At 39.3% G+C, this 16,777-nt stretch carries 17 protein-coding genes and 1 tRNA gene; 3 read left to right on the forward strand and 15 right to left on the reverse strand.

Annotation, left to right across the window (positions count from 1 at the left end; translation table 11 throughout):
* Window positions 1-11 precede the first annotated feature (11 nt).
* From DX933_RS08475 to rpoN, 5 genes are all read right to left on the reverse strand, one after another.
* Complete coding sequence (locus DX933_RS08475) at window positions 12-1,196, reverse strand: phosphoglycerate kinase (protein WP_123316013.1); 1,185 nt, start codon at window positions 1,194-1,196, stop codon at window positions 12-14.
* Window positions 1,197-1,359: 163 nt separating this feature from the next.
* A complete protein-coding gene (gap, locus tag DX933_RS08480) occupies window positions 1,360-2,367 on the reverse strand; it encodes a type I glyceraldehyde-3-phosphate dehydrogenase (protein WP_123316014.1) in 1,008 nt (335 codons plus the stop codon).
* A gap of 43 nt (window positions 2,368-2,410) precedes the next feature.
* Window positions 2,411-3,439: a sugar-binding transcriptional regulator gene (locus tag DX933_RS08485; RefSeq protein ID WP_123316015.1), complete on the reverse strand. Its 1,029-nt coding sequence runs from the start codon at window positions 3,437-3,439 to the stop codon at window positions 2,411-2,413.
* A gap of 249 nt (window positions 3,440-3,688) precedes the next feature.
* Entirely contained in the window at window positions 3,689-3,937 is a 249-nt protein-coding gene (locus DX933_RS08490) for a glutaredoxin family protein (RefSeq protein WP_223805922.1), read from the reverse strand.
* A 5-nt stretch (window positions 3,938-3,942) separates the two neighbouring features.
* Window positions 3,943-5,226, reverse strand: a complete 1,284-nt coding sequence (gene rpoN, locus DX933_RS08495; protein WP_123316016.1) for an RNA polymerase factor sigma-54 — start codon at window positions 5,224-5,226, stop codon at window positions 3,943-3,945.
* 234 nt (window positions 5,227-5,460) lie between these two features.
* Here rpoN and DX933_RS08500 point away from each other — a divergent pair, with 234 nt between their 5' ends.
* Window positions 5,461-5,997, forward strand: a complete 537-nt coding sequence (locus DX933_RS08500) for a shikimate kinase (protein ID WP_223805923.1) — start codon at window positions 5,461-5,463, stop codon at window positions 5,995-5,997.
* A gap of 62 nt (window positions 5,998-6,059) precedes the next feature.
* On the opposite strand, the gene DX933_RS08505 is transcribed toward DX933_RS08500, so the two are convergent.
* Together DX933_RS08505 and DX933_RS08510 are read right to left on the reverse strand one after the other, a co-directional pair.
* Window positions 6,060-7,046 (reverse strand): diaminopimelate dehydrogenase, encoded by a 987-nt coding sequence (locus DX933_RS08505; protein ID WP_123316017.1) that lies wholly within the window; start codon window positions 7,044-7,046, stop codon window positions 6,060-6,062.
* Window positions 7,047-7,354: 308 nt separating this feature from the next.
* Window positions 7,355-7,428, reverse strand: a tRNA-Arg gene (locus DX933_RS08510).
* A gap of 436 nt (window positions 7,429-7,864) precedes the next feature.
* On the opposite strand from DX933_RS08510, the gene clpP reads away from it, so the two are divergent.
* Window positions 7,865-8,452: an ATP-dependent Clp endopeptidase proteolytic subunit ClpP gene (clpP, locus tag DX933_RS08515; RefSeq protein WP_123316018.1), complete on the forward strand. Its 588-nt coding sequence runs from the start codon at window positions 7,865-7,867 to the stop codon at window positions 8,450-8,452.
* A gap of 199 nt (window positions 8,453-8,651) precedes the next feature.
* On the opposite strand, the gene DX933_RS08520 is transcribed toward clpP, so the two are convergent.
* The 5 genes from DX933_RS08520 to DX933_RS08540 form a co-directional block, all read right to left on the reverse strand.
* Entirely contained in the window at window positions 8,652-8,918 is a 267-nt protein-coding gene (locus DX933_RS08520; protein ID WP_123316019.1) for an HPr family phosphocarrier protein, read from the reverse strand.
* Window positions 8,919-9,050: 132 nt separating this feature from the next.
* Window positions 9,051-9,998: a DNA-binding protein WhiA gene (gene whiA / locus DX933_RS08525; protein WP_123316020.1), complete on the reverse strand. Its 948-nt coding sequence runs from the start codon at window positions 9,996-9,998 to the stop codon at window positions 9,051-9,053.
* 34 nt (window positions 9,999-10,032) lie between these two features.
* Window positions 10,033-10,986 (reverse strand): gluconeogenesis factor YvcK family protein, encoded by a 954-nt coding sequence (locus DX933_RS08530; RefSeq protein ID WP_123316021.1) that lies wholly within the window; start codon window positions 10,984-10,986, stop codon window positions 10,033-10,035.
* Between the two features lies 1 nt (window position 10,987).
* A complete protein-coding gene (rapZ, locus tag DX933_RS08535; protein ID WP_397316216.1) occupies window positions 10,988-11,878 on the reverse strand; it encodes an RNase adapter RapZ in 891 nt (296 codons plus the stop codon).
* A gap of 49 nt (window positions 11,879-11,927) precedes the next feature.
* Window positions 11,928-12,392, reverse strand: coding sequence for an NUDIX hydrolase (locus DX933_RS08540; protein ID WP_123316308.1), 465 nt, complete (start codon window positions 12,390-12,392; stop codon window positions 11,928-11,930).
* Between the two features lie 34 nt (window positions 12,393-12,426).
* Here DX933_RS08540 and DX933_RS18425 point away from each other — a divergent pair, with 34 nt between their 5' ends.
* Entirely contained in the window at window positions 12,427-12,585 is a 159-nt protein-coding gene (locus DX933_RS18425; RefSeq protein ID WP_190279465.1) for a hypothetical protein, read from the forward strand.
* Between the two features lie 206 nt (window positions 12,586-12,791).
* Here the strand turns inward: DX933_RS18425 and trxB are convergent, their stop codons facing one another.
* The 3 genes from trxB to DX933_RS08555 all read right to left on the reverse strand — a co-directional run bounded on the left by trxB (window position 12,792) and on the right by DX933_RS08555 (window position 16,705).
* A complete protein-coding gene (gene trxB, locus DX933_RS08545; protein ID WP_123316023.1) occupies window positions 12,792-13,745 on the reverse strand; it encodes a thioredoxin-disulfide reductase in 954 nt (317 codons plus the stop codon).
* 129 nt (window positions 13,746-13,874) lie between these two features.
* Window positions 13,875-14,888, reverse strand: a complete 1,014-nt coding sequence (locus tag DX933_RS08550; RefSeq protein WP_123316024.1) for a tetratricopeptide repeat protein — start codon at window positions 14,886-14,888, stop codon at window positions 13,875-13,877.
* Between the two features lie 158 nt (window positions 14,889-15,046).
* On the reverse strand, window positions 15,047-16,705 hold the full coding sequence (locus tag DX933_RS08555; RefSeq protein WP_397316219.1) for a glycerol-3-phosphate dehydrogenase/oxidase: 1,659 nt from the start codon (window positions 16,703-16,705) through the stop codon (window positions 15,047-15,049).
* Window positions 16,706-16,777 lie beyond the last annotated feature (72 nt).

Raw genomic sequence — 16,777 nt, forward strand, 5'->3', positions numbered from 1 at the left:
TACCATTAAGATTATTCCTTATCATCCAATGCATCGACTCCAGGGAGAACTTTTCCTTCCATAAATTCTAAGGATGCGCCTCCACCAGTAGATACATGATCCATTGCTTCAGCAAAACCAAATTGCTCTACTGCTGCAGCAGAATCTCCACCACCGATTACAGTATAACCTTCTGTCTCGGCTAATGCTTCGGCAACTGCCATCGTTCCACCAGCAAATGCATTCATTTCAAATACACCCATTGGGCCATTCCAAATGACAAGCTTGGATGATTGGATAATATCAGCAAATTTAGCACGTGTTTCCGTACCAATATCCAGCGCTTCCCAATCGGAAGGGATTTCGTCTATTGATACAATTTTTGTATTGGCAGTTTCCGAGAAATCATCCGCAACAACCGCGTCAACCGGCAACACCAAATTAACATTTTTGTCCTTCGCTTTTTGCATAAATTCTTTTGCCAATTCCATTTTATCTTCTTCCAATAAAGATTTTCCAATTTCATGACCGAGTGCCTTGATGAATGTATAAGCAAGTCCACCACCGATTAGTAAGTGATCTACTTTATCCAACAGGTTATCAATGACATCGATTTTGTCTTTTACTTTGGCACCGCCAATAATTGCTGTAAATGGTCGCTCAGGATTTTCTAATGCTTTACCCAATACTTTCAACTCTTTTTCCATGAGAAAACCTGCAGCTGCTGGCAATAATTTTGCCACCCCAGTTGTTGATGCATGCGCACGGTGAGCCGCTCCAAATGCATCATTGACATAGAGCTCAGCCATTGCTGCAAATGCTTGGGCTAACTCAGCATCATTCTTCGTTTCACCAGGTTCGAAGCGAACATTTTCAATCAATAACACATTACCATCTTGCATGCCGGCAATTGCTTCATCCACTTCTGGGCCGTATACAGCATCTGTTTTAATCACTTCAGCACCAAGTAATTCACTCAGGCGTTTCGCTACAGGATCCAGTCGTAATTCATCTACTACTTGTCCTTTCGGTCGACCAAGATGACTAGCAAGGATTACCTTTGCACCTTGTTCTATCAAATACGTAATGGTTGGTAGAGCAGCTTTAATTCGTGTATCATCCGTCACATTTCCGTCCTTCATAGGAACGTTAAAATCAACCCTGCAAAATACTTTTTTTCCTTTTAGTTCTAGGTCCGTTATTGATTTTTTATTCATGCTCCAAACCTCCCGAATTTTATACTGCCAATATGTAATTCAATTTAGGGTTTCCCTTTATGCTCACTTATTAATCATTATACAGTAGAATATCTTTGAAAACAGTTAGATTAGCATGGAAAAAGGAGGAGGATCAACCCCCTCCTCCTATAAATGCTTTCTATTATAGACCTTTTTCATCCATAAATACTGCTAAATCAATACAACGAGCAGAATAGCCCATTTCGTTGTCGTACCAAGATACAACTTTAACCATGTTATCTTCCATTACCATTGTAGATAGACCATCTAAAATAGAAGAATGGACATTTCCAACGATGTCAGAAGATACTAATGGTGCTTCACTATATTCCAGAACGCCTTTCAAGTCGCCTTCAGCTGCTTTCTTGAATGCTTCATTCACTTGTTCTGCAGTTACATTGGAGTCTAGTTCAGCAACCAAATCTACAACAGAACCGTCTGGTACTGGAACACGTACTGCCATACCATTCAATTTACCTTTTAACTCAGGTAATACAAGTGCAACTGCTTTTGCTGCTCCTGTCGTTGTTGGAATGATATTTTGTGCTGCTGCACGCGCACGACGATAATCTTTATGTGGCAAATCAAGAATTTGCTGATCATTCGTGTAAGCATGGATAGTTGTCATCATACCACGTTTGATTCCAAAGTTATCATGTAGTACTTTTGCAAATGGAGCCAAGCAGTTTGTCGTACAAGAAGCATTGGAAACGATATGGTGTTCAGCTGGGTTATAAGCATCATTATTTACACCCATTACAACCGTTAAGTCTTCATTTTTAGCAGGTGCTGAGATAATAACTTTCTTTGCACCAGCGTCAATATGCTTTTGAGAGCTTTCACGGTCTACGAAGCGGCCAGTAGATTCAATTACAATATCTACACCAAGCTCGCCCCAACCTAGGTTAGCTGGATCGCGTTCAGACAATACTTTAATTTCTTTACCTGCAACAACGATATTGGAACCATTTACGGATACTTCTTCCTCCAATGTACCGTGTACAGAATCATACTTTAATAGATGTGCTAGCATTGCAGCATCTGTTAAGTCATTTACTGCAACTACTTCAACTGCATCATTTTTCAAAGCCTGGCGAAATACATTACGTCCAATACGGCCAAATCCATTAATTCCTACTTTTACTGTCATTTTCTTTTCCTCCTATGATAAATAAAATTTGGAATAGCTATATTTAAAGGGGTTTGTCCCTTAAAATCTCTCTTGCGGCAGCCTCGTCTGTAATAAACAGGTCACTCGTACCTTGTTTAAAGTAAGAAACAATTGCGGCTCCCTTCGATGCACCACCTGCAATCGTGATGACATGTTTATCTTCTTTTAAATCTTCCAACTGAATTCCGATTGTTCTTACTTGGTGAACAACCCTTCCTTCTTTGTCGAAATAATATCCAAACGCTTCACTAACTGCATGTTTTTTTTCCAGCTTTTCAATTACAGTTGTTGTTGTCCGGCGCCGTTTGGCCATCGTTAATGCGTCACCAATTCCGTGCACGATAATGGCAGCACCTTTAATGATGCAGGATTTCTCCTTGATGGAAGGCTCCTGAAGAAGTGTTTGGTATGTAGCCTCACTTAATGGATCAGGAACATAGAGTAATCGATAATCACTATTTGTTTTTTTGGCCATTGTTGCGGCAATGGTATTTGCTTGATATTCCACTTTTTCATCCATACCGCCACGAGCAGGCACAAATAGTAAATCATCGTTTTTATCTAGTGGGGTCATCACATCTGCAACTGCAGCCATTGTCGTACCACCTGTTACTGCAATGGTTCCACCTGCTGCTGCCATTTTTCGCAGCACGGTTACACATGCTTTGCCCATCTCCTGTTTGACCCATTCATCCAAGTCGCTATTGCCTTGGATTACTATTGCTTCCTTGATGTGAAGCTTCTCTTTCAGCTGGCTTTCGAGAACCCGAATGCCCATTACTTCATTGTTAAATACAGCAAACTTATCGAGGGTTATCTTTCCCTCTTTTGTAATATACATGCCCCTGGACGTTACTTCAATCAAGCCCTGGCTTTGCAGAAAATCTATTTCCCCTCGAATGCTGCGCTCCGATAGCTTCGTGTTCTCCACTAGTCCTCTTCTGCCAATGGGCTGAAATAAATCAACATAATGAAGTACAGTGTATCGCTGCTGCATAACTTCAATTAAATCCGGATATAATTTTTTCTGCAAATCAATTAAATCTCTCATGTTCGAGCTCCCTTTCAATGGGAACTTAAAAGTCCCAGGTGGAACTTATTTGCCCCGAAGCCTGTAAAAAAATGCTGTCGCTGCTGTATTTACAATTTCATTATACCACATCATTGTAAATTCACAAGCAATAGCAGGCTTTCTGATTACAATAAAAGTGTTCCCGGGTTTTCACTGAATTAAACATTTTTTTATATGACTGGGACATTTTTTTGTCCGTATATGTATAAAGGCTTTGGAGCGCGTGGTTTAGCCCTCCAAATTGTGAATAATTGCTTGTTCTAATCGTTCCATATTCAATTCTTCACAATTTAAACTTGTGTCGTTAATTTGAACAAAAGGGATCAACAATTGATATTCTTCTAACCACTCATCCTTTGAATAGATATCCCGTTCTTCCAGTTCAAAACCATATTCATGCTGAAACATTAAAAGTAATGCCTTTGCATCTTCACATAATGAACAAATTTCCTTCGTATAAAATATAACCTTCAACATGCTAATCACCGCTTTCGTTTTGTGGAGGATGGAATGTTTAATTGCTTACGATATTTCATAACCGTTCGACGTGCAAGTATAATCCCAAATTCACTTCCTAATTTATTTTTTATTGACTCGTCAGATAAAGGCTGCTGCTTATCTTCATATTGAATCAATTCTGCAATGAGTTGTTTCACTGTAAAAGCTGCCGTTTGTTTTCCAGCTTGATTATTAATACCTGATTGAAAAAAGAATTTAATTGGCAAGACCCCATAGGGTGTTTGTACATGCTTGCCTCGAATAGCTCGACTAATGGTGGATACATGCATGTCTAATATTTGAGCAATATCCTGCATTTTCATGGGCTGTAGCATAAAATGCCCATGTTCAAAAAAAGAATGCTGCAAGCGCACAATTTCTTTTAGAATACGTTCCAATGTGCTTGCGCGCTGGGAAATCGACTTGGAGAGCCAATCCAGTTGTTGTCGTTTTTCTTTGATATACGCCATTGCTTCTGGATCTGTCGCTTGAAAGTCTTGATATGCTTTACGTACTTGTATAATTGGATGATTCCATTTATAAAATACTATCTTCCAATCCCCACGATCTTCTATAATATTCGCTTCAGGAATAATATAATCTGCTGTTGGATTTGCTAACAATCTGCCTGGTTTGGGATGACAGCTTTTAATAGCAGTGAGTATAGCCATTACTTCACTTCGCCCTACACCATAATACGAAACAATAGCTTCCACCGCTTCTTCCGCAATCCAATCCAGATGATGATGTATTAAATTTGTCGCCAGGGTTTGTTTTTCCTGTTCCAAATCCAATTGCAGCAAAATGCATTCACTTAAATCGCGGGCCCCTACTCCGGCTGGCTCTAAGGATTGGATTGCTTTTAAAGCAGCTTCAATTTGTGGCATTGGAAGACCACATCTTTCTGCCCATTCATCTAAATCGATTTCTATATATCCATCCTCGTTTAAAGAATCAATACCAAATAAGACTGCTCTTTTTAATGTGGAATCTAGCCGAAGTGTATATAACTGATTTTTTAGTTTGTCATACATCGTTTCTTCCTTACTGTTTCTTTCGCCAACAGAAGGTACATCTTCTGTATTCACTTTATAATCAGTGATGTAAGGATCATAGTCTATTTCTTCAATTAATGGATTTTCCTTTGTAATTTGCTCTATATACGCAAGTAATTCCAATGAAGAAAATTGTAAAATATGAAGGGATTGTAATAATGATTGATTCATTTTCCGACTTAATCGCTGTTCCTGAACCATCCTGGTATCCATTTATCCGCCCCCCTTACATATCCACTTCCTATTTTGCCATACTTGGGTATTTTTCTCACCTTAATTAACGTAGAATTACTGATGATTACTTCCACGGTGAAATGACTTCTAAAAGAGGCTAGCAAAATAGGATACCTGATTATACCTGATATACATTTTTATTCCCTCGTCATATCACTCCTGTTATACTAAATAAAATAAGAAATGACTGGATATACATGGGAGGATTGAAACGTGTCGAAGCAAAGCATACATATAGGTAAAAGTATTGTCCTGATTGGTTTCATGGGAGTCGGTAAAACGAGTATAGGGAAGGCACTTGCTGAACAAATGTCACGCCCCTTTATCGATATAGATCTAGAAATTGAAGAGACATTTGACATGGCAACCACAGCCATATTTGATACGTATGGCGAAGCTGTATTTCGCAACAAAGAAAAAGAACTCATCAACCAGCATTGTCAAACACCTGGAAGGGTAATTTCCCTTGGTGGCGGTGCATTTTTACAGGAAGAGGTAAAGCAGCAATGTATGGAAAATGCCTTGGTTATTTTCTTGGAGATGGGCTGGGATGCTTGGCAGGAAAGGATTCCCGAGATAATCGATACCCGTCCCATTCTACAAAATAAATCAATTGAAGAAATCAAAGCCCTATATGAAGCAAGGCAACAGGTTTACGCGGATTATCATATTCGTGTGAATGTAGATACCCTTCAAATAGATGAAGCAGCACAAAATATTATCAAAAGCCTACATCAGCTGACAAATTAAATATCCTTTAAAAAAGAAAGTGGATCCATTGACAGTTGTCAATCATCCACTTTCTTTATCTATTATAAAAGACTGCGATAAATATCTGCTGACGATCGGTGGGTTAATGCAGATAACGGGATATCAAATGCTGTTTTTGCTCCAGTATCACCGACTTTATTTAATGTATAAGCAGCACGTGCATAAGCCACCAGTACACTTGCTGTAAATTCAGGGTTACTATCCAATGCTAGAGAAAATTCAATGGTTTGTTGATTTCCCTTACTGGTCTCTCCAGCATGAATAACGAATCCACCATGTTTCATTTTGCTATGATTTGTTTGCAGCTCATCCTCAGTAATAAAGTATACCGTCGTATCATACGGCTCAAAGTAATCTGGCATTGTTTTAATCGCTTGCTCTATGTCAGCCTGTTTATCTTCATCCTCTGCAACTACATAACAAACCCGTTTATGCCGATCCGCTCCATTCGCACTTGCTCCTTCGCCAGATCGGGCCTTTTCCAACTCTTCAGGTACTGGAACCGTATATTGAACCGCATCTTTCACGCCTGGTACACGGCGGACTGCTTCAGAATGTCCTTGGCTTAAACCTTCTCCCCAGAACGTATACGTATTTGCGGTTGGCAGTACAATTTCACCTAATAAGCGGTTCATAGAGAATAAACCTGGATCCCAGCCAACTGAAACAACGCCAAGTTTTCCACTTGCTTTAGCCTTCTCCTCCACCCGAGCAATATGGTCCGGTATCTTTGCATGGTTGTCAAAACTGTCCACGATATTAAACTGTTGAACAATTTCCTGACTCATCGTCGGCAAATCCGATGCCGATCCACCACATAGAATCATCACATCGATATCATCCTTAAACTGATCCATTTCCTCATAACGATACACTGCAACCCCTTTATGAGCAGTTTGAATGGATGCGGGATCTCTTCTTGTAAAGATACCAACGAGTTCCATATCCGTATTTTGATATATTGCGAGTTCCGCACCTTTTCCGAGATTACCATAGCCTACAATTCCGATTCGAATCTTTTGTTCCATGCAATCACCCTTCTCCCTTAAAAAAATATAAATTCTATTATAACTGTTAATTCATTTGATTGCTCCCATTTTAACCCTAAAATGCCCATTCATTCAAATGCAACTAAAGAACGAATGATTGTTCAAATACTTCTTTAAAACCATGAATTGACCTTTTCTAGTTCTATAGCTGTGCACATTTTTTGTATGTCCTATAACTTATAATCGGGTTAGACAGATGGTCATGATAGTAAAAAATGACTAAAAAACAAAAAGGTATCAACGAGAATGACTATGATTCTCGTTGATACCTTTTTTTAATGAATAAGCGCGCTCGAGAGGATTCGAACCCCCGACACATGGCACCGGAAACCATTGCTCTATCCGACTGAGCTACGAGCGCATATGTATGTTCCTAGCTAGGACACATAGGATATTATAACCTGTTCAGCATTTATAAACAAGTGTTTTTTCGTAAGCTGTTTATTTTCAAAGAAAAAGGGAAAGATGGAAGGTATGATTTCTAGTGTTTGTTTATTATTTATGGCATAGGGCTATGACTCTTCGTACATCTGCGATAAACAAGAATGATTGATGGGGAGTTTTCGCTCTTTCCCCACTGATTGTTAGTTGAACCAATCAGGCCTTTACTGGCTGTTGATCCCCCACTTACTAATTCTTGCGATTAACAAAAATTATCGATGTGGGGGGCTTACAGCCAGTTAATCTGTGATAAAATAAGTAATATATAGCAATTGTTTTTGTTTGACCTTTATTGACCATAAAGGTATGATAAAGATAAATCCAAATGGATGATAGTATAGAAGGAGGAAATAAAAATGAATTTAATACCTACCGTTATTGAACAAACAAATCGCGGAGAACGTGCATATGATATCTACTCTCGCTTATTAAAAGACCGCATTATCATGCTCGGAAGTGCAATTGACGACAATGTCGCAAACTCCATTGTTGCACAGTTGCTTTTCTTAGAAGCAGAGGATCCAGGAAAAGATATTTCCCTGTACATTAACTCACCAGGTGGGTCGATTACGGCGGGAATGGCAATTTATGATACAATGCAATTTATTAAATCGGATGTTTCAACCATTTGTACAGGTATGGCAGCTTCCATGGGTGCCTTCCTACTGGCAGCAGGTGAAAAAGGAAAACGTTATGCCTTGCCGAATAGTGAAGTAATGATTCACCAGCCACTTGGCGGTACACAAGGTCAAGCAACAGACATCGAAATTCACGCCAAACGTATTTTGCAAATGCGTGAAAATATTAATAAAATCTTGTCTGATCGTACAGGTCAGCCAATTGAAGTGATTGACAGAGATACAGACCGCGACAACTTCATGACAGCAGCATCTGCTGTCGATTACGGCTTAATCGACAAAGTACTTGATCGCAAACCAGAATAGTAGTATTCAAATCCCAATTCATGGTATATGCCTTGAATTGGGATTTTTCTCTTAAAATGATTAAAATAGTCAAGAAGAATCTTTCTCCGTTCAAACTAGTCGTGTTTGCCACCATCGATAAGCATCCGTTATTTCCAAGAATCCTCTTCAATCAGACACGAAGGTCAATAAATGGCTGGTTGCCCAAACCATGTATTTATCATTCAAAAACACGTTCTCCTAATACGAATCCAATTAAATCTGCCGACGCTCGTTCTGCATCATTACCTTCTGCGAGTATTGTTATCGATTCTCCTGTACCAATTGCAAGACTCATCAGCCCCATAATACTTTTGGCATTTACGCGTTTGCCATCCTTCTCCAGTACCAAATGGGCGTCATAATCATTCGCCAGCTGTACAAATTGTGCAGCTGGTTTTGCCTGCAGTCCGGTTTCAAGTTTTACTTGTACGGTCTGTTCTATCAATGGTCTCCATCCTCTCCGTCATTGTTTTCCGGCAGCATTGAAAGCGTTGTCAATTTATACTAAAAAACCCATTCTATATTGCTATAGAACGGAAGTATTCGCATTTGTTGTTAAAACCAACATACAATTATTTTATTTAAACTGCAAGTCTCCTTGCCGAATTTTATCAGCGAAATCATCTATTTTTTTCAATCGATGATTTACGCCTGATTTAGAAATTTTACCACCGGATACCAGCTCTCCCAGCTCTTTTAAGCTAACATCCTGATGTGCTTTTCTCAGCAATGCCATTTCACGAAGTTTCTCGGGCAGTGCATCAAGACCAACCGTTTCTTCTATCAGTTCAATATTTTCAATTTGACGAAAAGCTGCACCTATTGTTTTATTTAAATTTGCTGTTTCGCAATTCACCAAACGATTAACAGAATTTCTCATATCACGTACAATCCGAACATCCTCAAATTTAAACAATGCATTATGTGCACCAATGATACTGAGAAAATCAGTAATTTTTTCAGCTTCTTTAATATAAACAATATACCCATTCCGTCTTTCTAGCATGCGCGCCCGAAGATCATATCGATTCAATACATCACAAAGTGCCTTCGTATGCTCCTCATGCACATTAAAAATCTCCAAATGATAGGAAGATGTTTCCGGATTATTAATTGATCCACCAGCTAAAAAAGCACCTCTTAAATAAGCTTGGCGACAGCAATCATCTTCAACGTATTGCTCCGAAACATTTCGTACAAAAGTATAATTTTCTTGTAGAATATCTAAATCTGCTAACATTTTGGCTGCAAACTTTTTCATTCGAACGATATATACATTATTTTTTTTTAACTTCATTTTTCTTCGGACAAGTAATTCAACCGGGAAATCATATGCAGATTTTATTAGCGTATAAATACGCCTTGCTATTGCAGCATTTTCAGTCTGAACATCGAGCATATAATCTTGTTGTGCCAAAGAAATGGTGCCATTCATTCGAACCAAGGCAGCTAATTCTGCCTTTATACAACAGTCATCTGTTTCTATTCCAGTTAATTCTTTTTTTATTTCTGAAGCAAAGGACATGTTTTTCCCTCCTTTACCACTTTACTTCTTCACTTTATTGCACCATGGAAAATAATAAATTCGCAATTTTATTTGTATCGTGTCGCAGTGTTTTACGTCCATGGTCAATTATATCTCCCTCAATTATTTCCAGCCCCATGTCAATCAGTCGAATGGTATCATATTCCACCGGCTCTGCATTCTCTTCAGCATATATCGCACGAATCGATTGCTTGATTGGTTCATTATGCACGACAATTGCATCGACCGAATCCTTCCCAATATGATCAAAGATAGCTTGAATATGATCAGCAGCAGTATAACCAGTCGTTTCCCCTTCTTGGGTCATGACGTTGCAGACATAAACAACTTTGGACTTAGCTGCCTTAATGGCGTCAGCAATATGTGGAATAATTAGATTAGGCATAATGCTTGTATAGAGACTACCTGGAGATATGACAATCAGATCCGCTTCTTCTATTGCACGAATTGCATTTGGAAAGGGTTGTACTGGTTGCGGACTTAGGAAGACCCGTTTAATATGCTTATGTGATAGTGGAATATTGGATTCACCCGATACAATTTCACCATCATCCATTTCAGCATGTAGTGATAGACTTTCATTGGAAATTGGATATATCTTTCCTCTTACATTTAATACACGGGAAATTTCTTTCACACCAGTATAAAAATCACCGGTGATAGAAGTCATTGCAGCCAACAGCAGGTTGCCCATCGAATGACCGGACAAACCATTATCAATAGCAAAACGATGCTGGAATAATTCAATCAACATTGGTTCTACATCAGATAATGCCGCAATCACATTACGAATATCACCTGGTGCGGGGATAGACATTTCATCCCGCAATCGTCCCGTACTCCCACCATCATCGGCTACCGTTACCAATGCGGTTAGTTCAATCGGAAGATCCTTTAGTCCTCGCAGCAATACTGGCATCCCGGTTCCACCACCAATTACAACGACACGGGGTTCTTGAATTCCCATATTAATGCCCCTTCCTCTTGTCGATGTCACGGTGACTTACATGGGTAATATAGTTTCCAGACAACTGTTTAGCAAAATACTCTGCCAATGCAACAGAGCGATGCTGGCCACCTGTACATCCAATGGCAACCACAAGCTGTGATTTACCCTCTTTCTTATATTGCGGAAGCATAAACTCCAGTAAATCAAGTACCTTTTCGTTAAACTTTTGCGTATCAGACCATTTAAATACGTAGGAAGATACGTCTGGATTCAATCCTGTTAATGGCTGTAAGTGTGCCACATAATGTGGATTAGGCAAAAACCGTACATCAAAAACAAGATCTGCATCAATCGGGATGCCATATTTAAAACCAAAGGAAAGCATATTAACCGAGAAAATCTCCTGTGTATCCTCTGTATACGCATCAATAATCTTCTCGCGGAGCTCTTTTGGTTTTAAGTTTGTTGTATCGATTATCCGTTGTGCCCGCCCACGTAATTCATCGAGTATTTTCCGCTCCATCTTTATTCCTTTTAATGGCAAATCACCTACTGCCAATGGATGGGAACGACGTGTTTCTTTATAGCGACTAACTAACTGTTCATCCTTGGCATCCAGGAATAAAATATGTTCTTCCAACCAATCTTCATCACCAAGCACATCCAATGATTCAAATAAGGAATCAAAGAATTCACGCCCCCGCAGGTCCATAACAAGGGCAACTTTGTCGATGTTATTCGTGCGGTCTTTCATCAGTTCAAGGAAAATAGGCAATAATGTCGGTGGTAAATTATCCACACAATAATACCCTAAATCCTCAAAGCTTTGAACAGCAACTGTTTTACCAGCTCCTGACATACCTGTTATAATAACTAATTTTGTTTCAATAGCATTTTCTTTATCCGCCAAAATTACTTCCCCTTTCCAAATCCATAGCATGTGTAATGTGGGATAAGAATTAATTACCAGCTGGATCCAATTTACTTGCTAGCAGTTTATCATCTGTTGTATAAGAAAAGTTCCCATATAAGATTTGTTCTGACTGTAGCACATGTTCAAAAATACTACGGTCTCCTTCAGCCATTGGTAAAGATGGAATGCTGTCAATTGGAACCCATTCTAAATCTCCCTCTGGACATGCATGGATTAACTCACCTTCATAAGATGTAGCACGAAACGTAAACATCATCCATTCTCGAATTAGTTTATCTGCTTCATATATTGAAAAGGTAAATATCCCGCATAGCTGTGGTTCGACAAGACGTAAACCCGTCTCCTCCGAGTATTCACGTAAGACTGCTTCTTTCACGAGTTCCCCTTGTTCCATCTTTCCACCGGGGATTGCGTACCAGCCTCGTCTCGGTTTTTTTAATAGAAGTATGGAGCCGTTATTTATTAATATGCAGTTTGTTACCCGTTGCATGCATCTCTCACCACTTTCTATCGGAGAAATCGTCATGATATCATCTCTTCCTCTTCATTATACAATGAAAGAAATTAAAGCAACAAGCATATGGTTTACTTTTCAAGGAAACGAACGTATACCATTGGAAATAGAATCTGAAGGAATTTTCCTTGTACGGATTTCCTTACGAATGTACCATCCGCATTTATAAATCATTTATCGTAATGGGAAAAAATGCGAAACCTGTCGAGCAAGCGTTTAAGGACAAAAAAATGCACGAGCAATACATGCCCGTGCCATCAACTAATCTATCTATTAAAAAGGGGGTCAATTAGTTAAATACATTGTACCCCATAAATGTTTCCTCCGTGTTACAGCAACGTTAAGATGCAATTACTTTAGAAGAATTTTTCCTGCTTAGGAATTTGCTGCTTTTAACTTGCTTGTTAGTTCTTCAATATATGCTTGCGCAGTTTCGGCTGCAATACTGCCATCGCCTGTCGCTGTCACAATTTGTCGAAGTGATTTTTCACGGATATCTCCAGCAGCAAATACCCCTGGAACTTTAGTCTCCATGTTTTCATTTGTTGGGATATATCCATCTTCATTGGTAATACCCAGGGATTGGAAAGGTGCGCTTAGCGGTACCATTCCAATATAAACGAAGACACCGTTTGCTGTAAATTCGGTTTCCTCACCTGTTTTTGTATTCTTTAGTGTCACACTGGAAACCTTACCATCTGGACCATTAATTGTTTCTACAACTGTATTCCAAACAAAGTCAATCTTTTCATTGTCAAAAGCACGTTCCTGAATGATTTTTTGTGCACGTAATTCATCACGACGGTGGATAATGGTAACTTTACTTGCAAAACGTGTTAAATAAATTCCTTCCTCAACTGCAGAGTCTCCGCCACCAATTACGACGAGCTCTTTATCCTTAAAGAACGCACCATCACATACGGCGCAGTATGAAACACCACGGCCGGCAAGTTCTTCTTCACCTTCGATACCCAATTTTTTGTACTGTGCACCAGTTGCAATAATAAGTGTTCTTGTTTTGTATTCCTTTGTACCTGCAAAAACGGTTTTAAAATCACCGTGATCTTCTACACTTTTAATATCGCCATAAGCATACTCCGCTCCAAACTTCTGAGCATGATCGAACATTTTAGTAGATAGTTCAGGTCCAAGAATATGATCGTATCCTGGATAGTTTTCAACATCCTCCGTATTGGCCATTTGCCCACCCGGAATACCTCTTTCTAACATCAACGTATCCAAATTTGCGCGTGAGGCATAAACAGCAGCGGTCATGCCTGCTGGGCCAGCACCTGCAATAATGACATCGTAAATTTTTTCTTCGGACATATTAATCGCCCCTTTTTCTTATTGATTTCTCTATTGTCTACAATCATTGTAACGTCTTCATCCAACATTGGATTATTTATTACCCTTATCAATCGTATAAAAATATTTGATATCCGTCTAATTATCTGCTCAGCTATCCCAAGGTCCTTCTTCTGCAGATAACTGGGGATGTCTTCTACACCCTTCCTCCCAAATTGCCAATGATTTTCCAAGTTCACCAACGCGGTATAATGCTTTACTGGACCATCGGTAATACGAAGCATGTCCACGCATCGAGCCTTTTCTCAGGAGATTAAATCGTGCATTTGCTTCCTGAAAGTTTCCGGTTCTCGCTAAAGCTACTGCTATGTTTAGCTTTTGTTGTTCATGCAATGGATATACGTTCCTTAAGGTATGAATATGCAATTCACAAGCAGACATTTGTCCAAGCTCATAGTAAAAGATTGCTAAGTTCACATGGCTGTATAAAGAATCTGGATTATCAGCAAGCAGTTTCAACTCCATTTCCAATGCTGCTTGTTGTTCACCAGAGAAAAACATCGCGTACGCTAAATCATGTTTCGTTGTTTTATGCTCAGGAAATAGTGTGAGCATTTCCTCTAATAAAATAAGTGCCTTTTCCCATTCCATATTTTCCATATAATAAAATACGGTTTCCTGGTAAATGAGAAGTTCATCCTCATCATCCATTTCCCATTCCGTCTCCATGTCTTCCTCATCAAAGGAGATATAATCCAGCAGCTCTTGCGCTTCTTCATGAAAGTCGCCATCTGGTTCTCGCTCTAAGTACGAGGATGCATATTTTTTCGCATCCTGTAGTAAACCTAAATGTGCATAATTATTTGCCAGCAAATAATAACAGTCTGTATATTGGTTACCACTAGACTGAAGCGCGGTGGTTAATAATTGATTGGCTTTATGAAAGGAACCAATTTCCGTATAGATGATGGATATTTGACATAAGTACAATGGATTTTCGGGAGCAATTTCAACTGCCTTTTTCAACCATTTCAAAGCCAACTCAAACTTGTGCTTTTGAAATGCCTCTACACCCTTTGTAAAATAAAAATCACCATCAGGAATAAATGGAATGATTGTATGCTGTTGTTTTTTCCTGTTGAAACCTCTATTTGAACCCTGCATGATGATCCTCCGTTTTAGTTCATGGCATAACGATTTCCCACCGCTTCAAGTTTTTATACTAAAACGGTGGGTATCACTTTGTCCATTATAATACGAATTGATAAAAATAGCATGCTTTCCCGCGTATTTATTTTAAAATATCTTAATGATACCTTTTTTTACTGGAATTGCGCTTCTTTTAATAGCTTGGTAAGCTCTTTTTGATATGCATCCGTAACGTATTGTTTCCAGCTAAATTTTTTTGACATATAGCGTATAACTGGTTCCTGGTGTTTTTTCACCCAATCAATGTCAAAAAATAAGGCTCCAGTTCGACGAATAAAAAAGTCCACTGGTTTTTGAACAAATTCATATGCCATACTATAGCTTAACTCCGCTAATACAACTGGGTCAATGCCTTCTGCCTCCGCTTCAGATTTCTTATCCTGATACAATCGGAAGAGCTCGATAACCTCTGATCCATAACGTTTCACCAATTTTTCCGCGATGGTTGTTTCCAGACCAAGGCTCTCACCAATCTTGATTTGTTGTTGTACAAAAGCTGTAAATCCTTTCGAACCACCGACATCGCCACCAGCAACAGGGATATGTTCCGTTTCCGACTTAGAATAAAGAATATTTGTTTCTTCCTTTAACTGCTGAACAACGACATCCACTGCTTCTTGTGCCATTTTTCTGTAACCCGTCAGTTTTCCCCCAGCCATGGAGATAAGTCCAGAATCGGAAATGAATATTTCATCCTTTCTTGATATTTCACCAGGATTCTTTCCTTCTCCATCTGATATAAGTGGGCGTACCCCTGCCCAGCTTGACTCCACATCTGAAGCGTCTACCTTCACGGAAGGAAAAATATAATGAATGGCATCCAATATATAATCACGATCTTTGACAGTTGCCACCGGATGACTAATATCTCCTGTGTAATCCGTATCCGTGGTACCTACATATGTTTTATTGTCACGTGGAATGGCAAACAGCATACGTCCATCAGGGGTATCGAAATAAATCGCTTGACGTAATGGAAACACATCCTGTGAAAAGACCAAATGAACACCCTTGGTTAAATGCAGCGTTTTCCCTTCCTTTGACCCGTCAACTTCACGTAGCTCATCCACCCATGGACCTGCTGCATTAATAATTTTTTTGGCATACATTTTATGTGTTTCCCCATTCAATCTATTTTCCACCATTACACCTGCAACTTGGTCAGATTGATCATAAATGAAGTCGACTACTTTTGCATAATTAGCGGCAAGTGCACCAAGGCTGACAGCTTTTTTAAGTACTTCAATGGTTAAGCGTGCATCGTCTGTCTTATATTCGACATAATATCCAGCACCCTTCAGTTCATCTTGTTTTATCAATGGCTCTTTAGCTAATGCTTCTGTTGGGCTTAACATTTCACGACGTTCCTTCTTCTTCACTCCTGCTAAAAAATCGTATACACGTAAACCTACGTTCGTGGAATACGGTCCAAAAGTGCCCCCTTTATAAAAAGGCAATAGCATCCACTCTGGTGTGGTGATGTGCGGACCATTTTCATATACAATGGCACGTTCTTTCCCCACCTCGGCTACTAGTTTTACTTCCAATTGCTTCAAGTATCGAAGTCCTCCATGTACAAGCTTCGTTGATCGACTGGATGTTCCAGCAGCAAAATCCTGCATTTCCAGGACAGCTGTCTTTAACCCACGTGACGCAGCATCTAATGCAATTCCCGAACCAGTAATACCACCGCCAATGACAAGAATGTCCAAAGGCCCTTTTTTCATTTGTTTAAACACGTTTTGTCTTCTGGCTTCATTTGTTTCCATCATTGGTACCACTCTCCGTTTCGTGATTTCAATTCAAAAAACACATCATGTTTGAGAAGGCGTTACATAAAAAAA

Origin of the sequence: Ornithinibacillus gellani, assembly GCF_003730295.1 — a bacterium.
GTDB classification, from domain to species: Bacteria; Bacillota; Bacilli; order Bacillales; family Amphibacillaceae; genus Ornithinibacillus_A; species Ornithinibacillus_A gellani.

Coding starts and splice junctions, on each gene's coding strand:
- DX933_RS08475 (WP_123316013.1), bottom strand. CDS start 1,196: ATGAATAAAAAATCAATAACGGACCTAGAACTAAAAGGAAAAAAAGTA.
- gap (WP_123316014.1), bottom strand. CDS start 2,367: ATGACAGTAAAAGTAGGAATTAATGGATTTGGCCGTATTGGACGTAAT.
- DX933_RS08485 (WP_123316015.1), bottom strand. CDS start 3,439: ATGAGAGATTTAATTGATTTGCAGAAAAAATTATATCCGGATTTAATT.
- DX933_RS08490 (WP_223805922.1), bottom strand. CDS start 3,937: ATGTTGAAGGTTATATTTTATACGAAGGAAATTTGTTCATTATGTGAA.
- rpoN (WP_123316016.1), bottom strand. CDS start 5,226: ATGGATACCAGGATGGTTCAGGAACAGCGATTAAGTCGGAAAATGAAT.
- DX933_RS08505 (WP_123316017.1), bottom strand. CDS start 7,046: ATGGAACAAAAGATTCGAATCGGAATTGTAGGCTATGGTAATCTCGGA.
- clpP (WP_123316018.1), top strand. CDS start 7,865: ATGAATTTAATACCTACCGTTATTGAACAAACAAATCGCGGAGAACGT.
- whiA (WP_123316020.1), bottom strand. CDS start 9,998: ATGTCCTTTGCTTCAGAAATAAAAAAAGAATTAACTGGAATAGAAACA.
- DX933_RS08530 (WP_123316021.1), bottom strand. CDS start 10,986: ATGGGAATTCAAGAACCCCGTGTCGTTGTAATTGGTGGTGGAACCGGG.
- DX933_RS08540 (WP_123316308.1), bottom strand. CDS start 12,392: ATGCAACGGGTAACAAACTGCATATTAATAAATAACGGCTCCATACTT.
- DX933_RS18425 (WP_190279465.1), top strand. CDS start 12,427: ATGATATCATCTCTTCCTCTTCATTATACAATGAAAGAAATTAAAGCA.
- trxB (WP_123316023.1), bottom strand. CDS start 13,745: ATGTCCGAAGAAAAAATTTACGATGTCATTATTGCAGGTGCTGGCCCA.
- DX933_RS08550 (WP_123316024.1), bottom strand. CDS start 14,888: ATGCAGGGTTCAAATAGAGGTTTCAACAGGAAAAAACAACAGCATACA.
- DX933_RS08555 (WP_397316219.1), bottom strand. CDS start 16,705: ATGATGGAAACAAATGAAGCCAGAAGACAAAACGTGTTTAAACAAATG.